Here is a 16,839-nt window from a genome sequence, read left to right as displayed (position 1 = left end):
TTACGTGAGCGTCAGAATATTTCGAGGATGTGGTCTGCGATCTGCTGCGCAGAGTGGGGGGAGGCGGAGCGCCGGACAGTCGCCTGCGCCTGCAAGCCGGTCGCATCCTCGATGATCTGCTCGACGTCGATCAGGTTGAGCAGCGAGAAAGAGGCCTCCGGTTCGACCTCGACCAGGACATCGATGTCGCTGTGCGGGTGATAATCGTCGCCGTCCCGCGTGCCGAGGATGGCGAGCTTCGAGACGCCCTTGGCTTTGATGGCATCAGCGTTCTGGCGTATCGCAGCGATGACCTCATCACGTGTCATGGAGACAATCCGGCCGGTGATACGGCCAGCGTACCATCTACTCCGCCGCCTCGCTATGCCCGAGCCGGGCATTCAGCTTGCGGATCAGCTCCTCGGCGGCTTCCGCGATCACCGTGCCCGGCGGGAAGATGGCTTCGGCGCCGGCCGCATAGAGCGCGTCGTAATCCTGCGGCGGCACCACGCCGCCGATGATGATCATGATGTCGTCGCGGCCCTGTTTCTTCAGCGCGGCCTTGAGTTCAGGCACTGCGGTGAGATGGGCGGCGGCGAGCGAGGAGACGCCGAGGATGTGCACGTCGTTCTCGACCGCCTGCCGCGCAGCTTCATCGGCAGTTGCAAACAGCGGCCCGATGTCGACGTCGAAGCCGATGTCGGCGAAGGCCGAGGCAATCACCTTCTGGCCGCGGTCGTGGCCATCCTGGCCGATCTTGGCGACCAGGATGCGCGGCCGGCGGCCTTCCGCCTCCTCGAAGGCGTCGATCAGCGCCTGAACCTTCTCGACCTGGTTACCCATGCTGGACGCCTCCCGCTTGTAGACGCCGGTGATGGACCTGATCTCGGCGCGGTGCCGGCCGAACACCTTTTCCATCGCGTCCGAGATTTCGCCGACGGTCGCCTTCGCCCGTGCTGCGTCGATCGCGAGCGCGAGCAGATTGCCGTTGCCTTCGCCGGCCGAGCGCGTCAGCGCGGCAAGCGCCGCGTCGACGTCGGTCTGGTTGCGCTCGGATTTCAGCCGCGTCAGCTTGTCGATCTGGAGGCGGCGGACATTGGTGTTGTCGACCTTGAGGATGTCGATGGGAGCCTCATCCGTCGGCTTGTACTTGTTGACGCCGATCACCGCCTGCTTGCCGGCATCGATCCGGGCTTGCGTCTTGGCCGAGGCCTCCTCGATGCGCAGCTTGGGCACGCCGGCCTCGATCGCCTTGGCCATGCCGCCGAGCTCCTCGACCTCCTGGATGTGGCTCCAGGCCTTCGCCGCGAGGTCGCGCGTCAGCCGCTCGACATAATACGAGCCGCCCCAGGGATCGATGATGCGGGTGGTGCCGCTCTCCTGCTGCAGGAACAGCTGGGTGTTGCGGGCGATGCGGGCCGAGAAGTCGGTCGGCAGCGCTAAGGCCTCGTCGAGCGCGTTGGTGTGCAGCGACTGGGTGTGGCCCTGGGTGGCCGCCATCGCCTCCACCGTCGTGCGCATCACATTGTTGAACACGTCCTGTGCGGTCAAAGACCAGCCCGAAGTCTGGCAATGCGTGCGCAGCGACAGCGAGCGCGGGTCTTTCGGGTTAAAGGGCTTCAGCAGCTTCGCCCAGAGCAGGCGCGCGGCGCGCATCTTGGCGACTTCCATGAAGAAGTTCATGCCGATCGCCCAGAAGAACGACAGGCGCGGCGCGAAGCGGTCGACGTCGAGGCCCGCGGCAAGACCGGCGCGCAGATATTCGACGCCGTCGGCGAGCGTATAGGCGAGCTCGAGGTCCTGCGTCGCGCCGGCCTCCTGCATGTGATAGCCGGAGATCGAGATCGAATTGTATTTCGGCATCTTCGTGGAGGTATAGGCGAAGATGTCCGAAATGATCCGCATCGAGGGCGCGGGCGGATAGATATAGGTGTTGCGCACCATGAACTCTTTCAGAATGTCGTTCTGAATGGTGCCCGAGAGCTTTTCCGGCGGCACGCCCTGTTCGCCGGCGGCGGCGACATAGAGCGCGAGGATCGGCAGCACCGCGCCGTTCATGGTCATCGACACGCTCATCTGGTCGAGCGGAATGCCTGCGAACAGCGTGCGCATGTCGTAGATGGAATCGATGGCAACACCGGCCATGCCGACGTCGCCGCCGACGCGCGGATGGTCGCTGTCATAGCCGCGATGGGTGGCGAGGTCGAAGGCGACCGAGAGGCCCTTCTGTCCGGCCGCGAGGTTGCGGCGGTAGAATGCGTTGGAATCCTCCGCCGTGGAGAAGCCGGCATATTGCCGGACGGTCCAGGGCTGATTGACATACATGGTCGGGTAGGGGCCGCGCAGGTACGGCGCGATGCCCGGATAGGTCTCGAGGAAATCGAGCCCGGCGAGATCGGCCTCGCCATAGGCGGGCTTCACCAGAATGCCCTCGGGCGTCAGCCACGGCTCGGCGCTGCCTGACGGCGCGGCGGTAGCGATGCGCTCGAAGGCGACGTCGGCGAAATCAGGAATGCGGCTCATGGTTTCAACCATATCATTAGACGCTCAATCATGATCCGGATGCTGATGGCTGACGATGGTCGCCATCTTCTCCGGTCCGTAATTCTGTTGCGTGGTCTGGCTCGGCAAATTGGAGATTCCGACCACCCAGCCGAGCCGGGATTCGGATCCGTATTGGCGCGTCGGCACCAGCTGGTCGGGGCGGTCAAAGGCGCCGGTCATGATCTCGATCCGGTCGCCGTCGATGCGGCCAAAGCTCAGCGGCGTGCCGCAGGCGGCGCAATAGCCGCGATCAGCGATCGAGGAGGAGCGGAAGAACGCCGGCTGCCCCTTGCTCCAGGCGAAGTCCGTCCGGTTGATGTCGGCGAAGGACGCGAACGGCGCGCCGCTCGCCTTCTGGCACATACGGCAATGGCAGATCGAAACCCTGTTGGGGGTTGCCGAAATCGCAAAGCGCACCGCGCCGCATTGGCAACCGCCGGTGAAAACTGGTTTGCCCGCCTCGCTCATGCCTGCTCCATCCGTCGGTAGGCGTCTTGCAGTGTCGCAAGCGCATCGCCTCCGGCGAAGACAAAACCCGTGACGCCGGCCGCACGGAGTGCCGCCTCGGCATCGGTCGGACGGCCTGCCAGATAGATATGTCGCGCGCCCGCCGTTTGCAGGGCCTTCGCCGCGGCGTCGGCGTGTTCCGGATAGACCTTGTCGCTGGAACAAAGACAGGCGAGCTCGGCGCCGGAGGCCTTGAATGCGGCGGCCAATTTGGCCGGATCGGCAAAGCCCTCGCTGTCGACGGCCTGGATGCCGCCGGCCTCGAACAAGCTCTTGGCAAAGGTCGCCCGCGCCGTGAAATCGGCGGGCGTGCCGAGATTGGCCAGAAACACCTTTGGCCGCGCACCGCGCGCCTTCAGCGCCGCATCGGATTTGTCGCGCAACGCCTCGAACGGTTCCGCCAGCCGGATCGGCGGCAGCGCATCGAACTTGTATTTCTGCTCGCCGTAGGGAGCGAGCTTGACCGGCGTCGCCGTCAGCACCGCCGTCTCGCGCTCATGCAGGTTGGGAAACTCGCTGGCGCCTGTCAGCACGTCGCGGCGCTTTGCGATGTTGGCGTCGCGGGCCTTTCGCGCGGCCGCGACCTTGCTTTGGAACAGGCCTTGCTGAAGCGCGGCGAAGGCGCCGCCGGCTTTCTCGCTGTCCTGGAACAGCGCCCAGGCGGCGTCGCAAAGCTGCGCCGTCAATGTCTCGATGCCGCCCGCGCCGGCGGCGGGATCGCTGACCTTGGCGAGGTTGCTTTCTTCCAGAAGCAGGGCTTGCGTATTGCGCGCCACGCGCCGCGCGAATGGATCAGGTAGCCCGAGCGCCAGCGTATGCGGCAGCACGGTGATCGCATTGGCGCCGGCGAGCCCGGCCGCGAATGTCGCGATGGTCGCGCGCAGCATGTTCACGTAAGGGTCACGCTGGGTCAGCATGCGCCAGGCCGTATCGGCGGCAATGAACAGCGGCTTCGGCGTCAGCCCGCACGCCGTCTCGATGCGCGCCCACAGCAGCCGCAGTGCGCGGAATTTTGCCATGGTCAAAAACTGGTCGGCATCCGCAGAGAGCCGCGCATAGATCATGTCCTGCGCCTGCTCCAGTGGAACGCCGGCGCCCTCGATCGCGCGCAGATAGGCGACGCCGCAGGCCAGCACGAACGCGAGCTCCTGCACCTCGGAGCCGCCAGCATCGTGGATCACGCGCCCGTCGGCGGACGCGAACGGTCCCTTGAAGCCGAGCGCGGCGAGCCCCTTGATGGCGCCAGTGACGGCCGGAACGATCTCGTCCCATGTGTAGGGGCTGTGACCCCACACCGCGCCGGCCGCAAGCGGATCGAGCCCGAAGCGGATGTTGCAGGCGGCGGGATCGAGGCCGTTGCTCTTCACATATTCCGCGACATGGATCGCCGCCATCCGCGATTGCGGACCGATCTGGAGCTCGATGCCGATGCCGGCATCGAGATGAATATCCTTGAAAACCTTGGCGACCGCATCGGCCGAAGGTTCCAGCCCGAACCCGTGAGCGCCACTGCCGCCGGCGAACACCAGCGCGAGCCCCGTCGCGCCATTTTCGAGATCGGTCAGCGCCTGCGCATTCGCGAGCGCCGCATCGGGATGGTCGATCCGCTGCATGATCTGCCACGGCGCGGCGGCAGGCCGTCCCACCACGGGCGCAACGCCCCGGGCGCGCGGATAGAGAGGGTCGATCTTGAGGCCGTCATAAGTCTTGCCGACCAGCTTCTCGAACGGCGCGCCCTTCAGCACGCCGTCGACCAGCTTGCGCCAGTCGTTGACCGTGGCCTTGGGGAAATCCGCCGCCAGCGGCAGGTCGTCAGTCACGGAGGTCATACGGCCAAGGGCTCCCAAAAATCTTGTTGTTCGCGGGCGAAATTGCCACGGCCGGCCGTCGCTGCAAACGGTTGTTTTTGGTTAACCGGTATCCGGAAGCCGCTCAATGCCTTGCGTCGAGGCGCTGGCAAGCCCGTCACGCACACGAATGCCTGAGATCACGCGGTCGGGCGCGATTTCGGCCAGCGGCACCAGCACGAAGGCGCGCTCGAACAAGCGCGGATGCGGCAAGGTCAGGTCGGGTTTCTGCAAGCTGACATCGTCATAGGCGATCATGTCGAGATCGAGCGTGCGCGGGCCCCATTGCCTCTCCTTGTTCCGTGTGCGGCCGAATTTCTGCTCGACCTTATGCATCACGAACAAGAGCGCATGCGGATCGAGGCTGGTTTCGATCTCGACGCAGGCATTGATGAAGGGATCCTGGTCCTCGTCACCCCAGGGCGGCGTCGCATAGTCCGAGGAGCGCGCGATCAGCGCAGCTTGCGCCATGCCGCAGATGTGCGAGATCGCCTTCCGGAACGTCGCGCGGACATCGCCGACATTGCCGCCGAGTGCGATCAGCACGCTCGCCATCTTACGGATGCCGCGAGCGCGTCAGCATGATGCCGACGTCGTCGAAGATTGCGGCGATCGGCGCATGCGGCTTGTGCACGGTGATCTTCACGGCGCGGATGCGCGGGAAGTGCGACAGGATGGCATCGGCGACCGCGCCGGCCGCTCGCTCCAGCAGCTTGTAATTTGTATTCTTGAACGCCGCCGTCGTGGTCGCCACGACTTCGGCGTAGGACACGGTGTCGGCGAGCCGGTCGCTACGCGACGGCTCCGACAAATCGGTATAGAGCTCGAGATCGATGACGAAGCGCTGGCCGACTTCGGTCTCGTGATCCATCACGCCGTGGCGGGCGTGGATCGACAGGCCGGTGACGAAGATCGTATCGGTCATTGCTTGCTCTCGATTGCATTCGCGACCCGCAGGGCCTGCAAGGTCTCGGCGACGTCATGGGTGCGGATGATCTTGGCGCCGCGCTGTGCGGCGATCAGATGCGCGGCGATCGAGCCGGCGAGCCGTTCCTTCGGCTCCGAGGGCGACACCGAGGCGATGAAGCGCTTGCGCGAAGCGCCGACCAGGATCGGCAGGCCGAACGTGTCGAATTCGCGCAGCCGCGCCAGCGCGGTCATGCTCTGCTCGGCCGTCTTGCCGAAGCCGATGCCGGGATCGAGCACAATCTTGTCGCGCGCGATGCCGGCCTTGGCGGCGATATCGAGCGAGCGCAGGAAGAACGCTTTCATGTCCGCGACGATGTCGATGGCGGAATCGACGGCCTCGCGGTTGTGCATGACGATGACGGGGACGCCGCGCGCGGCGATAAGCTGTGCCATGCCAGTGTCGCGCTGCAGGCCCCAGACGTCGTTGGCGATCGCAGCGCCCTGGTCGAGCGCAAAGGCCACCACCTCAGCCTTCATGCTGTCGATCGACACGGGAACGCCCAACGCCACCACGCCTGACAGCACCGGCTTCAGCCGGGCCAGCTCGTCCGCCGCCGTCACCGGCCGGGCGCCCGTGTAGGGCCGGGTGGACTCGGCACCGATGTCGATGATGTCGACGCCGGCCTCGATCATCGCCCGCACCCGCGCAAGCGCCAGCTCGGGCGCGATGAACTCACCGCCATCGGAGAAGGAATCCGGGGTGACGTTGAGCACGCCCATCACTGCCGGAATCGGCCGCTCCAGCAGCGTCCGCAGCACGTCGGGCCCGGCCGAGCCGGCCGGCGGGACGGATGGGGAGGGCGAGGCATTCATGCGGCCCGCTTTAGCGGTCGGGGAGGGGGGATTCAAGGTGGGATTGGGGGCGAATGTCGATGTGTTCGCGGAGCATCGATCGCCTCCGCTGTCATCGCCCGCGAAAGCGGGCAATCCAGTATTCCGAGGCCGTGCGGTGATATGGAGGAGCCGCTGCGTACTGGATACCCCGCCTTCGCGGGGTATGACACCGAGAGCTAACGCGGCAGGTCGTATGCCGAGGGAGATGCCCTAATACGTAATCTTCGGCGGCAGCTTCTTCGCCTTGGCGATGATGTCGCCGACCGATTTTTCCGAGGGCAGGATGCGGACGAGCTTCTTCTTCACGTTGGCTTCCCGCATGCTCTGGGCCAGCCGTGCCGGATTCCGATAGGCGAGCTCGCGCACGGTGGTGACGCCGGCGGCGCGGACGAGGCCGACCTTGGCCCGGCCCATCCCGGGAATGCGCATGTAGTCGGAGACGTTGGCCCATTCCAGCAACTGCTGCTCGCTGATGCCGGTCTTGGCGGCGAGCGCCTTGCGACCCTTCACGGTCGAGGCCGCCTCGAGCAGCGCGTCGGTCGTGCGGATTCCTTGCGCCTTCAATTTGTTGGCGGCAAAGGCTGGCAGGCCCTCAATCTCGGAGATCGGATATGTCATGATACTCGATATGAAAAGCGTCGCTCAGGCGAACTGGCTGAGGCCCGGCGTCCCCGCGATGATCTTGCCCATCTGATCCGCTCCGATTTTGTCTCGGCCGTAGCGGAAAAGTTCACGGGCAACGTTCTGAATCTCGGACATGCCAAGTCCCAGGCCCATCAGGCGCGTGCCGACGGCCATCAGGCCGCCGCCCATCAGCCGCGACAGTCCGCCGCCGCTCCTGGACGCTTCTATCGCCGCTTCTGCACCGGGAATCTGATCGATCAGCGCTTCGACGTTCTCGGAAGGACCTTCGCTGCGGAGGAAGCCCAGGATAATGCCGACGGTCTTTTCAGCCACAGCACCATCTATGCTGGCGTTCGACGCCAGCCGCCCGATCAGCTCGTCCATAAGGCCCGCCCCTCAGCCGGTTTGCATGCCCGAGTATTGCTTCCGAAATGATCTTGATCCGGAGCGATGTGAAATACAAGCGATGAACGTACGCAAGGTTCCGATTCACTCTCGAAGGCGCGAAAAGTGTTGCAACGATGCAAGAGCGGAGATGGATTCAGCGAAAAATTGCCGCGGTGCGAACGCGTCATTCCTACTTTCGGCTGATGTCGGCGGTATGTTTCCGACAATGTCGCATGCTCGGGGCGCGTTGAACGGTTTTAATCCGCACGCGACATGCGTTAAACTACGGAGCAGGTGCATTCGAGTTTCAATAGGCGAAACACGGCAGAGAGATCAGAGAGAAGCATGACCGCACAGGACAGCAAGCTCGGCGACACCGACGACAAGATCTTCGTCGGCAAGGGAGACGAGCAGGCATGGCTGACGCTGGCGCTTGCCAATCGCCACGGCCTCGTCACGGGTGCAACCGGGACCGGTAAGACGGTATCGCTGCAAGTCATGGCGGAAGGATTTGCGCGCGCCGGCGTTCCGGTCTTCGCATCCGACATCAAAGGCGACCTCTCCGGCATCTCCGAGGTCGGCGAGGCCAGGGATTTCATTGTCAAGCGTGCCACCGAGATGGGGCTGACGTTCCAGCCCGACCAGTTCTCGACAGTGTTCTGGGACGTGTTCGGCGAACAGGGCCATCCGGTGCGGGCGACCGTCACGGAGATGGGGCCGCTTCTGCTTGCGCGCATGCTCGACCTGAACGACGTGCAGGAAGGCGTGCTCAACGTCGCCTTCCGCGTCGCCGACGACAACGGGCTGACCCTCATCGACATGAAGGATCTGCGCGCGCTGCTCGATGCCATCGTGCCGGATGCCGGCAAGAAGGGGGCGGACGCCGAGGAAGGCCCGCTTGCCGACATCAAGAAGGAGGCTCAGGGTTTTGGCAACGTCACCAAGGCCACCGTCGGCACCATCCAGCGCCAGCTTCTGGTGCTGGAAAACCAGGGCGGCACCAAATTCTTCGGCGAGCCGGCGCTGACGCTGAAGGACTTCCTGAAGACCGACCGCGACGGCCGCGGCATGGTCAACATCCTTGTTGCCGACAAGCTGCTGCAGAGTCCACGGCTTTACGCGACATTCCTGCTGTGGATGCTGTCAGAATTGTTCGAGGAGCTGCCCGAGGCCGGCGACCTGCCGAAGCCGAAGCTGGTGTTCTTCTTCGACGAGGCACATCTGTTGTTCAACGACGCGCCGAAGGCGCTGATGGACAAGATCGAGCAGGTGGTGCGTTTGATCCGATCCAAGGGCGTCGGCGTCTATTTCGTGACGCAAAACCCCGTCGACGTGCCCGACCGTGTGCTCGGGCAATTGGGCAACCGTGTCCAGCATGCGCTGCGTGCCTTCACCCCGCGCGACCAGAAGGCGGTCGCCGCCGCGGCCCAGACCTTCCGGCCCAACCCGAAGCTCGACACCGCCAAGGTGATCATGGAGCTCGGCAAGGGCGAGGCGCTGGTGTCCTTCCTCGAAGGCAACGGCACGCCGACGATGGTCGAGCGTGTCATGATCCGGCCGCCATCGGCCCGCATCGGATCGATCACGCCGGAAGAGCGCAAGGCGATCATGGATGCGAGCCCGGTGAAGGGCAAATACGACACCGCTGTCGATGCCGAATCCGCCTACGAGATGATCCAGAAGCGGATTGCCGGCACGGCTGCGACTGCCGATGCCGGTGCGGCCGACGGAGGTGGCGGCGGCATCCTCGGCCAGATCGGCTCGATGGTCGGCACCATCTTCGGCACCAACGTCAAGCGCGGCCGCCTGTCGGCGGGCCAGGTCATTGCGCGCGACGTGACGCGATCGGTCACCAACCAGGTGATCGGGGGGATGGCGGCCAATCTCGGCAAGTCGGTCGCCGGCCAGCTCGGTGGCTCGATCGGCCGCACCCTGGTGCGAGGCGCGCTCGGCGGGCTGCTGCGAAGGTAGGCAGGGAAGCCGGATTTGAGGCACTAAAGCCTCCACTGCGTCAAGCCCGGGCATGACGAAATCTCGCGAGTATTTGGATGCGATTGCCCCGCACGCCGGGCGAGGCCGAACACCATAAATTCAGGTGAGGGGGGTTCTCCAAGCGTCCGTCGGTCTGCTACGTGCTATTTGTTTCCGACGGGACATAATGTGACATCACCGAATCTATCAGACAAACTCGGCCCGCACAGAGCCTTGTCGCTGCGCGCGCCGCTCGATCTGCTCTTCCTGTTCTGCTGCGTCCTCCTGACCGCCGACGTGCTCGTTCCCGAGATCTTCGGCCACGGCAAGACCAAGGATTATGGGCTGTGGTACTGGGCCGGGCAGCAGGTGCTGCACGGTGGATCGCTCTATCCCGACGAGATCGGCGAGTATTTCGAATTCATTTATCCACCGCTGCCGGCGATCCTGCTGGCGATCCCGAGCTGGTTCGGCAAGATCCCGCTCTATGTCGTGCTGTCGATCCTGAACGTGGTGGCATGGTGGTACACGGGCAACTTCTCCAATGCCATGACGGGATCGGGCCGCAGGCCCGGCCCGTGGCTCGAAGCGCTGCCGGCCATCGTCACCGTGACCTTCGTGTTCGACATGTTCGACCTCGGCCAGCCGAACCTCGTCCTGCTGGCGATGATGCTGTGGGGCTTCTGGTTGTTGCAGCGTCAGCGGTCCTGGCTCGCGGGCTTCCTGTTCGCGCTCGCTACCGCCATCAAGGTGTTTCCGATCGCGGTGCTGCCCTATCTGATCTGGCGCAGGAAGTGGGCGGCCACCGTCGCGACGGTCGCTTTCACCGGCATCCTTCTTTATGTCGTGCCGGCACCGATCCGCGGCTTCGAGCGCAACGCGGCCGAGCTCAAGACCTGGTACCAGGGCATGGTCGGCACGAGCTCGGAAAAGGGCTTTGGCCAGCGCGACGAGCAGAACTGGTCGTGGGTCAACCAGTCCCTCATTGCCGTCACGCACCGTCTGGTCCGGCCGATCAACTACAATCAGGAAGATCCCAGCAAGTCACCGCGCACGATGAATGTCATCGACGTCGACTACAAGACGGCGAACTTGATCGTGCTGGCGTTGTCGGCGTTGCTCGGGCTCGGCTTCCTCGCGGTGATGCCGTCGCAAGCGCGGCGAACGGCGCGCTCGGATGCGGAGGAGCTCGGCATCCTGTTCTGCCTGATGACGGTGGCATCGCCGCTGGCGCGGCAATACTACTTCATGTGGCTGTTCTTCCCGATGACGGTGCTGATGCATCGCGCCGCTTTCGACGCGCGACCGAGCGTGCGGCTGGGAACCTGGCTCGCGCTGGGCGCTGCCGGCATCCTCATGCTGCTGTCGCTGCCGTGGTTTCCCAATGTCATCCAGGCCTGGGGCAATAACCTTGTCGCGACCGCCATTCTTGCAGGTAGCCTCGCATGGCACATCCGGCATCCGCCGGTTGCGGCTGGCTCCGAGGCGGCGGCGGCGCTAAAACCCGGTACCTCTTGAGACTCACAAGTCAGGAATACGACCATGGCCAATGCGCAGCTTCAATCGGTGCTCGATCACATTGACAAGGATTTCGACAACAGCCTGGAGCGTCTGTTCTCGCTGTTGCGGATCAAGTCGATCTCTGCGGATCCGGCCTTTGCCGCCGACTGCAAGGCTGCGGCCGAGCATCTCGCCAAGGACATCGCGAGCCTCGGTGTCGCCACTGAAGTCCGCCCGACCGCCGGCCATCCCGCCATCGTCGGCAAGACCGGGGCGGGCGGACGGCCGCATGTGATTTTCTACGGCCATTACGACGTGCAGCCGGTCGATCCGCTCGATCTCTGGCACCGTCCGCCGTTCGAGCCTGTCGTCACCGACCATGCCGACGGCCGCAAGATCATCGTCGCGCGCGGCGCCGAGGACGACAAGGGCCAGGTCATGACCTTCGTCGAGGCCTGTCGCGCCTGGAAGAAAGTGACGGGCTCGCTGCCGATCGACATCACCTTCCTGATCGAAGGCGAGGAGGAGGTCGGCTCGAAGAACTTTGTCCCTTTCATCGAGGCCAACAAGGACGAATTCAAAGCGGACTACGTGCTGGTCTGCGACACCGGCATGTGGGACCGCAACACGCCCGCGATCACGACGTCGCTGCGCGGCCTGCTCTATGAAGAGCTGAAGATCACCGCCGCCAATCGCGATCTGCATTCCGGCGTGTTCGGCGGCAGCGCGATGAACCCGATCCGGGTGCTGACGAAAATCCTGGGCGGCCTGTTCGACGACGACAACCGCATCACCATCCCCGGCTTCTATGACGGCGTGAAGGATCTGCCGCCTGATATCCTGGAGCAGTGGAAGAAGCTCAACCTCACGCCGGAGATGTTCCTCAAGCCGATCGGTCTGTCGATCCCCGCCGGCGAGAAGGGCCGGCTGCTGATCGAGCAGGCCTCCTCGCGTCCGACCTGCGACGTCAACGGCATCTGGGGCGGCTATATCGGCGAAGGCTCCAAGACGGTGATCCCGTCGCATGCCTCGGCCAAGGTCTCGTTCCGCCTGGTCGAAGGGCAGGACCCCCAGAAGATCCGCAAGGCTTTTCGCGACTACGTGACGGCGCGTATCCCCGGCGACTGCAAGGTCGAGTTCGGCGATCACTCCGCCGCGCCCGCGGTGGCGCTCGACTGGAACATGAAACCGCTCGCGGCCGCCAGCAAGGCGCTGACCGAGGAGTGGGGCAAGGAGACCGTGCTGATGGGCTCGGGCGCCTCGATCCCGATCGTCGCCGATTTCAAGCGGACGCTTGGGCTCGACTCGCTGCTGGTCGGCTTCGGATTGGACGACGACAACATCCATTCGCCGAACGAGAAATACGACCTCCGCAGTTTCCAGAAGGGTATCCGCTCCTGGGCGCGGATCCTCGCGGCGCTCGCGGACGTGAAATAGGCGCGGTGCCGTAGGGTGGGCAAAGGCGGTGCCCACCATCTCTCCGCGATCGCGATGGAAGAGGTGGGCACGCTTCCGCCTTCGCTCTTCGAGCTACGGCGGACAAGTCGCTTTGCCGACCCTACGAAGACTCTCTCCTCGTCATTGCGAGCGTAGCGAAGCAACCCAGAATCCCTCCACGGGCACAGTCTGGATTGCTTCGTCGCTTCGCTCCTCGCAATGACGGCGGGGCCAAATAAAAACGCCGCCCGGAATTGGGCGGCGTTTCATTCCGAAACGTGTAGAGGGTGTTGAGACCTACCCTACACGAAATCCAGAAAATCTCAAGACCGGTAGCCCGGCAGCTCGCGGTCGAGCTTGCGCAGCAGCGGCGGCCAGACCAGGTTGGTGGCGCGCAGCTCGGCGCGGTCGCGGTTGGCGAGCAGCTCGGTGTTCTTCTCGATCGCAATCTCCTCGACCGGATAGACCGGCGTGCCCAGCGCGCGCGTGCGCACCTGCATCGAGCAGGCGCGCTCGAGGTGGTACATGCGCTCGAACGCGGAGGCGACCGAGCGGCCGACCGTCAGCGTGCCGTGGTTACGCAGCAGCATGTGGTTGTGGTCGCCGAGGTCCTTCTGCAGCCGCGGCCGCTCGTCGTGGTCGAGTGCGATGCCCTCATAGTCGTGATAGGCGAGGTCGTGGGTGACGAGCTGGGCGGTCTGGTTGAGCGGCAGCAGCCCTTCCGCGCTGCTCGACACCGCGGTGCCGTCGAGCGTGTGGAGATGCAGCACGCAGATTGCGTCCTCGCGCACCTCGTGGATCGCCGAATGGATGGTGAAGCCGGCCGGGTTGATGCTGTACTCGCTCTCGGAGAGCTGGTTGCCGTGCAGGTCGACCTTGACGAGGCTCGATGCCGTGATCTCGTCGAACATCAGCCCGTAGGGGTTGATGAGGAAGTGATGGTCGGGGCCGGGCACGCGCGCCGAAATGTGGGTGTCGACCAGATCGTCCCAGCCATACAGCGAGACGAGGCGGTAGCAGGCGGCGAGATTGACCCGTTGCTGCCACTCCGCCTCCGTCATGTTCGACGGCACTTCCTTCAGGCGCGCTTCCGCTGGCGACATGGCTTATCTCTCCGAACATCGTTGTTGCGGGGAGGGAGCGTAGTCGCGGGTGAGGCTGGCGGCAAGGCGGTCAAATCGCAGCAGCCACGCGTAGCCCGCATGGAGCGCAACGTAATGCGGGGGCCGCTGTCCCCGGATTTCGCTTCGCTCCATCCGGGCTACAAGGGAGAAGAATTTTACGGCGCCGGGATCGACAGCAGGCTGGAAATGCTGCGGCCGCGGATGTCGTAGACGCGGGCGAACACCACGTCGTCGCGCTTGATCTCGACCATCACGGGCGCAGTGAGGCCCTTGCAGTAGAACTCGCCGAGCGTCATCGCGAAATCGGCCGCGTTGGAATCCCAGCCGATGGTGAAGTCGGGCCCGAGCGCGACCTGGGCCGGGCGCTGCGGACCGCACACCGCGACCTTCCATTTGCGGTTGCCCGGCGCCACTTCCTGCCGCTCGACGATCTGCTCGCGCAATTCGTCCGAGGCCTGCTTCAGCGCAAGGCCCCAATAGTCCAGCATGAAGCGGTCGTCGGCGCCGCGCACGGTGCCGGCGATGTGGTTGAAGTGCGTGTACTGATAGGGATGCAGCCGGATCATCTCGGCCAGCGAGAGCGCGAGGCCGAAGCAGAAGGTCGCGAGCACGACGGGCTGCCAGGTGCGGTGGTTGGTGCGCAGGCGCTCCATGGCCCAGGCAAAGGCGACGCCGCCGAGCACCGCCATCGGCGGGATCACGAAGACGAAGTGGCGGATGCCGTTGTACAGCGCCGGCCGCTTCACCATCGCGATCGCGAGCGGCAGGGTCGCCGCCAGCGTCAGCATCAGGAGGATGGTCTTGCGGCGCGCCGGAACCTCGCGGCGCGGCAGCATCGCGAAGGTGCTGACCACGGCGCCGCCCATCAGCACCAGCATGACCTCGGGAAGCTGCAGCGCGAACAGCGTCGGCAGATAGGACCAGGGCATGTCGGGCACGGACACAATCGCGCCGTCGAACATCTCCTTCCAGGGCTTCTCGAAGAAATGCGAGAAATAGGTCAGGGCCTCGAAGGGATTGCCGGGCTCCATGATCGACCACGGCCAGATCAGGCCCATCACGAGATAGCCGAACACGAGGCCGGGCAGCAGCACGTAGACGACATGGGCGAAGCGGCGGGCTGCTTCGCGGGCGCCTTCGGTGCGCAGCTCCTCCAGGAACAGCGGCATGAAGCCGATCATGGCGTAGACCAGCGCGAGGCCGCCGAGGACGCGGCAGCCGAGCGAGAGGCCGGCACCCAGGCCGACAATCAGGATCGTGCGCGGCGACGGCTGCGGATATTCCTCGGCGAGGCGGACGAGGCCCAGCATCAGGATGATCATGGCCACCGCGAAGGGCGCATCCTTCGGGTTCATGAACATGTGGCCATAGAAGATCGGGCAGAGCGCGAGCAGCAGGAGTGCGGCAAGACCGGCAAGGGGCCCGCCGATGCGGCGGCCGAGCCGCCACGTCACCGCAAGCCCGATCACGCCGACCGTGGCGCCGAGCAGGCGTCGCGTCTCGAACAGCTCGAGCGGAATGACCTTGTGCAGGAGAGCCGCGACCATGTCGAAGCCGCCGCCATACATGTAGAGATTCGCGAAGGAGAGCGCCGCGGTGTCCCTGAAGCCGGAACCGAACATGCGCAGCAGCAGGTCGGCATATTCAGCGTGGGTGTAATCGTCCCAGCCGAGCCCGTAGTCGCGGAAGGTCAAGCCTGCAATGACGGCGACCGCAGCCAGCACCAGCATGGCGAGATCGTCGCAAGTCCGTTCAACCGAGCGCCGCAGAGGCGTGTCGATCGCCGAAGTCGTGATGGATGTCATGGCTATTGGTGACCCGGAATCCCCTCTTGGCCCTGCTGGTGCCCGCGGGCCACTTCCCCGGAATCCCTATAGCGCAGTTCCATTACCAAGTAATTGGGCATTATGGCTAAAATCCTGATGCGACGCAGCAAATCCAGACAGTTGAGAGCAAGTTAGAAGTAGCGGGCCGTAGCTGAAGGGAATGTGAATAAGTCCCTGATATCCTTCCCTTTAGGAACGCAGGCTCTAATTCGCCGTTGGCGTGGAACACCGTATGACGGTATCGTGGCGCAACGGGTGTCGCGCACGGCTGCGCGACCAGGGGTGAGTTCGATGAGCTTGGCATTGTTGATTGTGGGGATTTTCGCCGTCCTGGCGGGCCTCCTTACGATCCTGTTCGGCTTCACCGTTAGGGAGGCCAGCCTCGGCAGCACCCTCATAATCTCCGGCACCATTGGCGTCTGCTCCGGAATGTTACTGGCCGGCCTCTACGTCGTGGTCGTGGAACTGAAGGGCATCGCCCGCCGGTTGGCCGGATCGGCCGCGCCGGGCGAGGTTCGGGTCAGGCCCGTGCTGCCAGGCCTCGCGGTGCCTGGCGTGCCAGTGTCCGAGCCGTTCCCGGCATCGGCGACGAAAACCGAGCCACCACCGGCCGCGGGTCTGCCGCCGTGGCAGAGCGAGGCCGCCGCGCGCGAGCGTCCGCGCGCCGAACCGCCGCCGGAGCCGGAAGCTCCGACACCGCCTGCGGCTCCGGAAGCGCCGCGCCGCCGCAACCTGTTGTTCGCATCGTCCTCCCGCAAGGAGCGCGAGCGCGCGGAGGCGAAGGCGACAGAGAGCTTGCCGCCGCAGCCTCATGACGAGCCCACGGAACCGGCCGGCCCGGAGAGTCAGCCGGCGAGCTTCGACGATGCCTGGCCGAGGCCGGACCGTATGCGGCCACCGGAACCGCCGGCCGCCGGGCGTCGCCCGCCGCCGCGCTCGCCGTCGATCTTTACCGAGCCCGGCCCGCCGCCTCCGCCCGAACCGACGCCGGTCGAGCAGGCGCCCGTGACCGTGCTCAAATCGGGTATCGTCGACGGCATGGCCTATTCGCTCTATTCCGATGGCTCGATCGAAGCGCAGATGCCGGAAGGCATGATGCGCTTCGCCTCGATCGACGAACTGCGCGCCCATCTCGACCAGCGGTCCTGAGGCCGCTGCGTCCAAGTAGAGCGCCATCGTTCTTGTCACTTCGTCAGTAATCAGCTCATATTCGTCAGTCGTCTTATTTCGGCCGAATGTATTGTTGACACGAAATACTTCGGCGTCGTCAATCCGGCGAGACGCAAGGTC

15 protein-coding genes are annotated in these 16,839 nt (G+C 64.8%); 4 read left to right on the top strand and 11 right to left on the bottom strand.

The window, feature by feature from the left end:
* Window positions 1-11: 11 nt before the first annotated feature.
* The 9 genes from CT676_RS15290 to CT676_RS15250 all read right to left on the bottom strand — a co-directional run bounded on the left by CT676_RS15290 (window position 12) and on the right by CT676_RS15250 (window position 7,688).
* Window positions 12-308 carry a nucleotidyltransferase domain-containing protein gene (locus CT676_RS15290; protein WP_085402698.1) on the bottom strand — a complete coding sequence of 99 codons (297 nt, stop codon included), beginning with the start codon at window positions 306-308 and terminating at the stop codon, window positions 12-14.
* A 37-nt stretch (window positions 309-345) separates the two neighbouring features.
* Window positions 346-2,502, bottom strand: a complete 2,157-nt coding sequence (scpA, locus tag CT676_RS15285; RefSeq protein ID WP_085402784.1) for a methylmalonyl-CoA mutase — start codon at window positions 2,500-2,502, stop codon at window positions 346-348.
* A gap of 24 nt (window positions 2,503-2,526) precedes the next feature.
* Entirely contained in the window at window positions 2,527-2,991 is a 465-nt protein-coding gene (locus tag CT676_RS15280) for a GFA family protein (protein WP_085402699.1), read from the bottom strand.
* On the bottom strand, window positions 2,988-4,859 hold the full coding sequence (locus CT676_RS15275; RefSeq protein WP_085402700.1) for a methylmalonyl-CoA mutase family protein: 1,872 nt from the start codon (window positions 4,857-4,859) through the stop codon (window positions 2,988-2,990). Before CT676_RS15275 ends, CT676_RS15280 begins: the two co-directional genes overlap by 4 nt.
* Window positions 4,860-4,940: 81 nt before the next feature.
* Window positions 4,941-5,432, bottom strand: a complete 492-nt coding sequence (folK, locus tag CT676_RS15270; protein WP_085402701.1) for a 2-amino-4-hydroxy-6-hydroxymethyldihydropteridine diphosphokinase — start codon at window positions 5,430-5,432, stop codon at window positions 4,941-4,943.
* A gap of 1 nt (window position 5,433) precedes the next feature.
* Entirely contained in the window at window positions 5,434-5,802 is a 369-nt protein-coding gene (folB, locus tag CT676_RS15265) for a dihydroneopterin aldolase (protein WP_008553485.1), read from the bottom strand.
* Window positions 5,799-6,659, bottom strand: a complete 861-nt coding sequence (gene folP, locus CT676_RS15260) for a dihydropteroate synthase (RefSeq protein ID WP_135214856.1) — start codon at window positions 6,657-6,659, stop codon at window positions 5,799-5,801. Before folP ends, folB begins: the two co-directional genes overlap by 4 nt.
* Window positions 6,660-6,890: 231 nt before the next feature.
* Window positions 6,891-7,298: a DUF4332 domain-containing protein gene (locus CT676_RS15255; RefSeq protein WP_071915663.1), complete on the bottom strand. Its 408-nt coding sequence runs from the start codon at window positions 7,296-7,298 to the stop codon at window positions 6,891-6,893.
* A gap of 24 nt (window positions 7,299-7,322) precedes the next feature.
* A complete protein-coding gene (locus CT676_RS15250; RefSeq protein ID WP_063984593.1) occupies window positions 7,323-7,688 on the bottom strand; it encodes a hypothetical protein in 366 nt (121 codons plus the stop codon).
* Between the two features lie 348 nt (window positions 7,689-8,036).
* Here CT676_RS15250 and CT676_RS15245 point away from each other — a divergent pair, with 348 nt between their 5' ends.
* The 3 genes from CT676_RS15245 to CT676_RS15235 all read left to right on the top strand — a co-directional run bounded on the left by CT676_RS15245 (window position 8,037) and on the right by CT676_RS15235 (window position 12,599).
* Window positions 8,037-9,662 carry a helicase HerA-like domain-containing protein gene (locus CT676_RS15245; RefSeq protein ID WP_085402703.1) on the top strand — a complete coding sequence of 542 codons (1,626 nt, stop codon included), beginning with the start codon at window positions 8,037-8,039 and terminating at the stop codon, window positions 9,660-9,662.
* 189 nt (window positions 9,663-9,851) lie between these two features.
* On the top strand, window positions 9,852-11,180 hold the full coding sequence (locus CT676_RS15240) for a glycosyltransferase family 87 protein (RefSeq protein ID WP_167768053.1): 1,329 nt from the start codon (window positions 9,852-9,854) through the stop codon (window positions 11,178-11,180).
* 24 nt (window positions 11,181-11,204) lie between these two features.
* A complete protein-coding gene (locus CT676_RS15235) occupies window positions 11,205-12,599 on the top strand; it encodes a M20/M25/M40 family metallo-hydrolase (RefSeq protein ID WP_085402705.1) in 1,395 nt (464 codons plus the stop codon).
* A gap of 323 nt (window positions 12,600-12,922) precedes the next feature.
* Here the strand turns inward: CT676_RS15235 and CT676_RS15230 are convergent, their stop codons facing one another.
* Both CT676_RS15230 and CT676_RS15225 read right to left on the bottom strand, forming a co-directional pair.
* Complete coding sequence (locus tag CT676_RS15230) at window positions 12,923-13,702, bottom strand: class II aldolase/adducin family protein (protein ID WP_028153549.1); 780 nt, start codon at window positions 13,700-13,702, stop codon at window positions 12,923-12,925.
* A gap of 176 nt (window positions 13,703-13,878) precedes the next feature.
* Window positions 13,879-15,528 (bottom strand): glycosyltransferase family 39 protein, encoded by a 1,650-nt coding sequence (locus CT676_RS15225; RefSeq protein ID WP_085402706.1) that lies wholly within the window; start codon window positions 15,526-15,528, stop codon window positions 13,879-13,881.
* Window positions 15,529-15,840: 312 nt separating this feature from the next.
* Between CT676_RS15225 and CT676_RS15220 the strand changes: the two genes are divergently transcribed.
* The gene (locus tag CT676_RS15220; protein WP_085402707.1) at window positions 15,841-16,698 is read left to right on the top strand and encodes a hypothetical protein; all 858 of its coding nucleotides are present in this window, start codon (window positions 15,841-15,843) and stop codon (window positions 16,696-16,698) included.
* The last annotated feature ends 141 nt before the right edge of the window (window positions 16,699-16,839 follow it).

The organism is Bradyrhizobium sp. MOS001, from assembly GCF_004634465.1.
Lineage (GTDB): Bacteria > Pseudomonadota > Alphaproteobacteria > Rhizobiales > Xanthobacteraceae > Bradyrhizobium > Bradyrhizobium barranii.
This window is presented reverse-complemented; position numbering and strand designations above follow the sequence as displayed.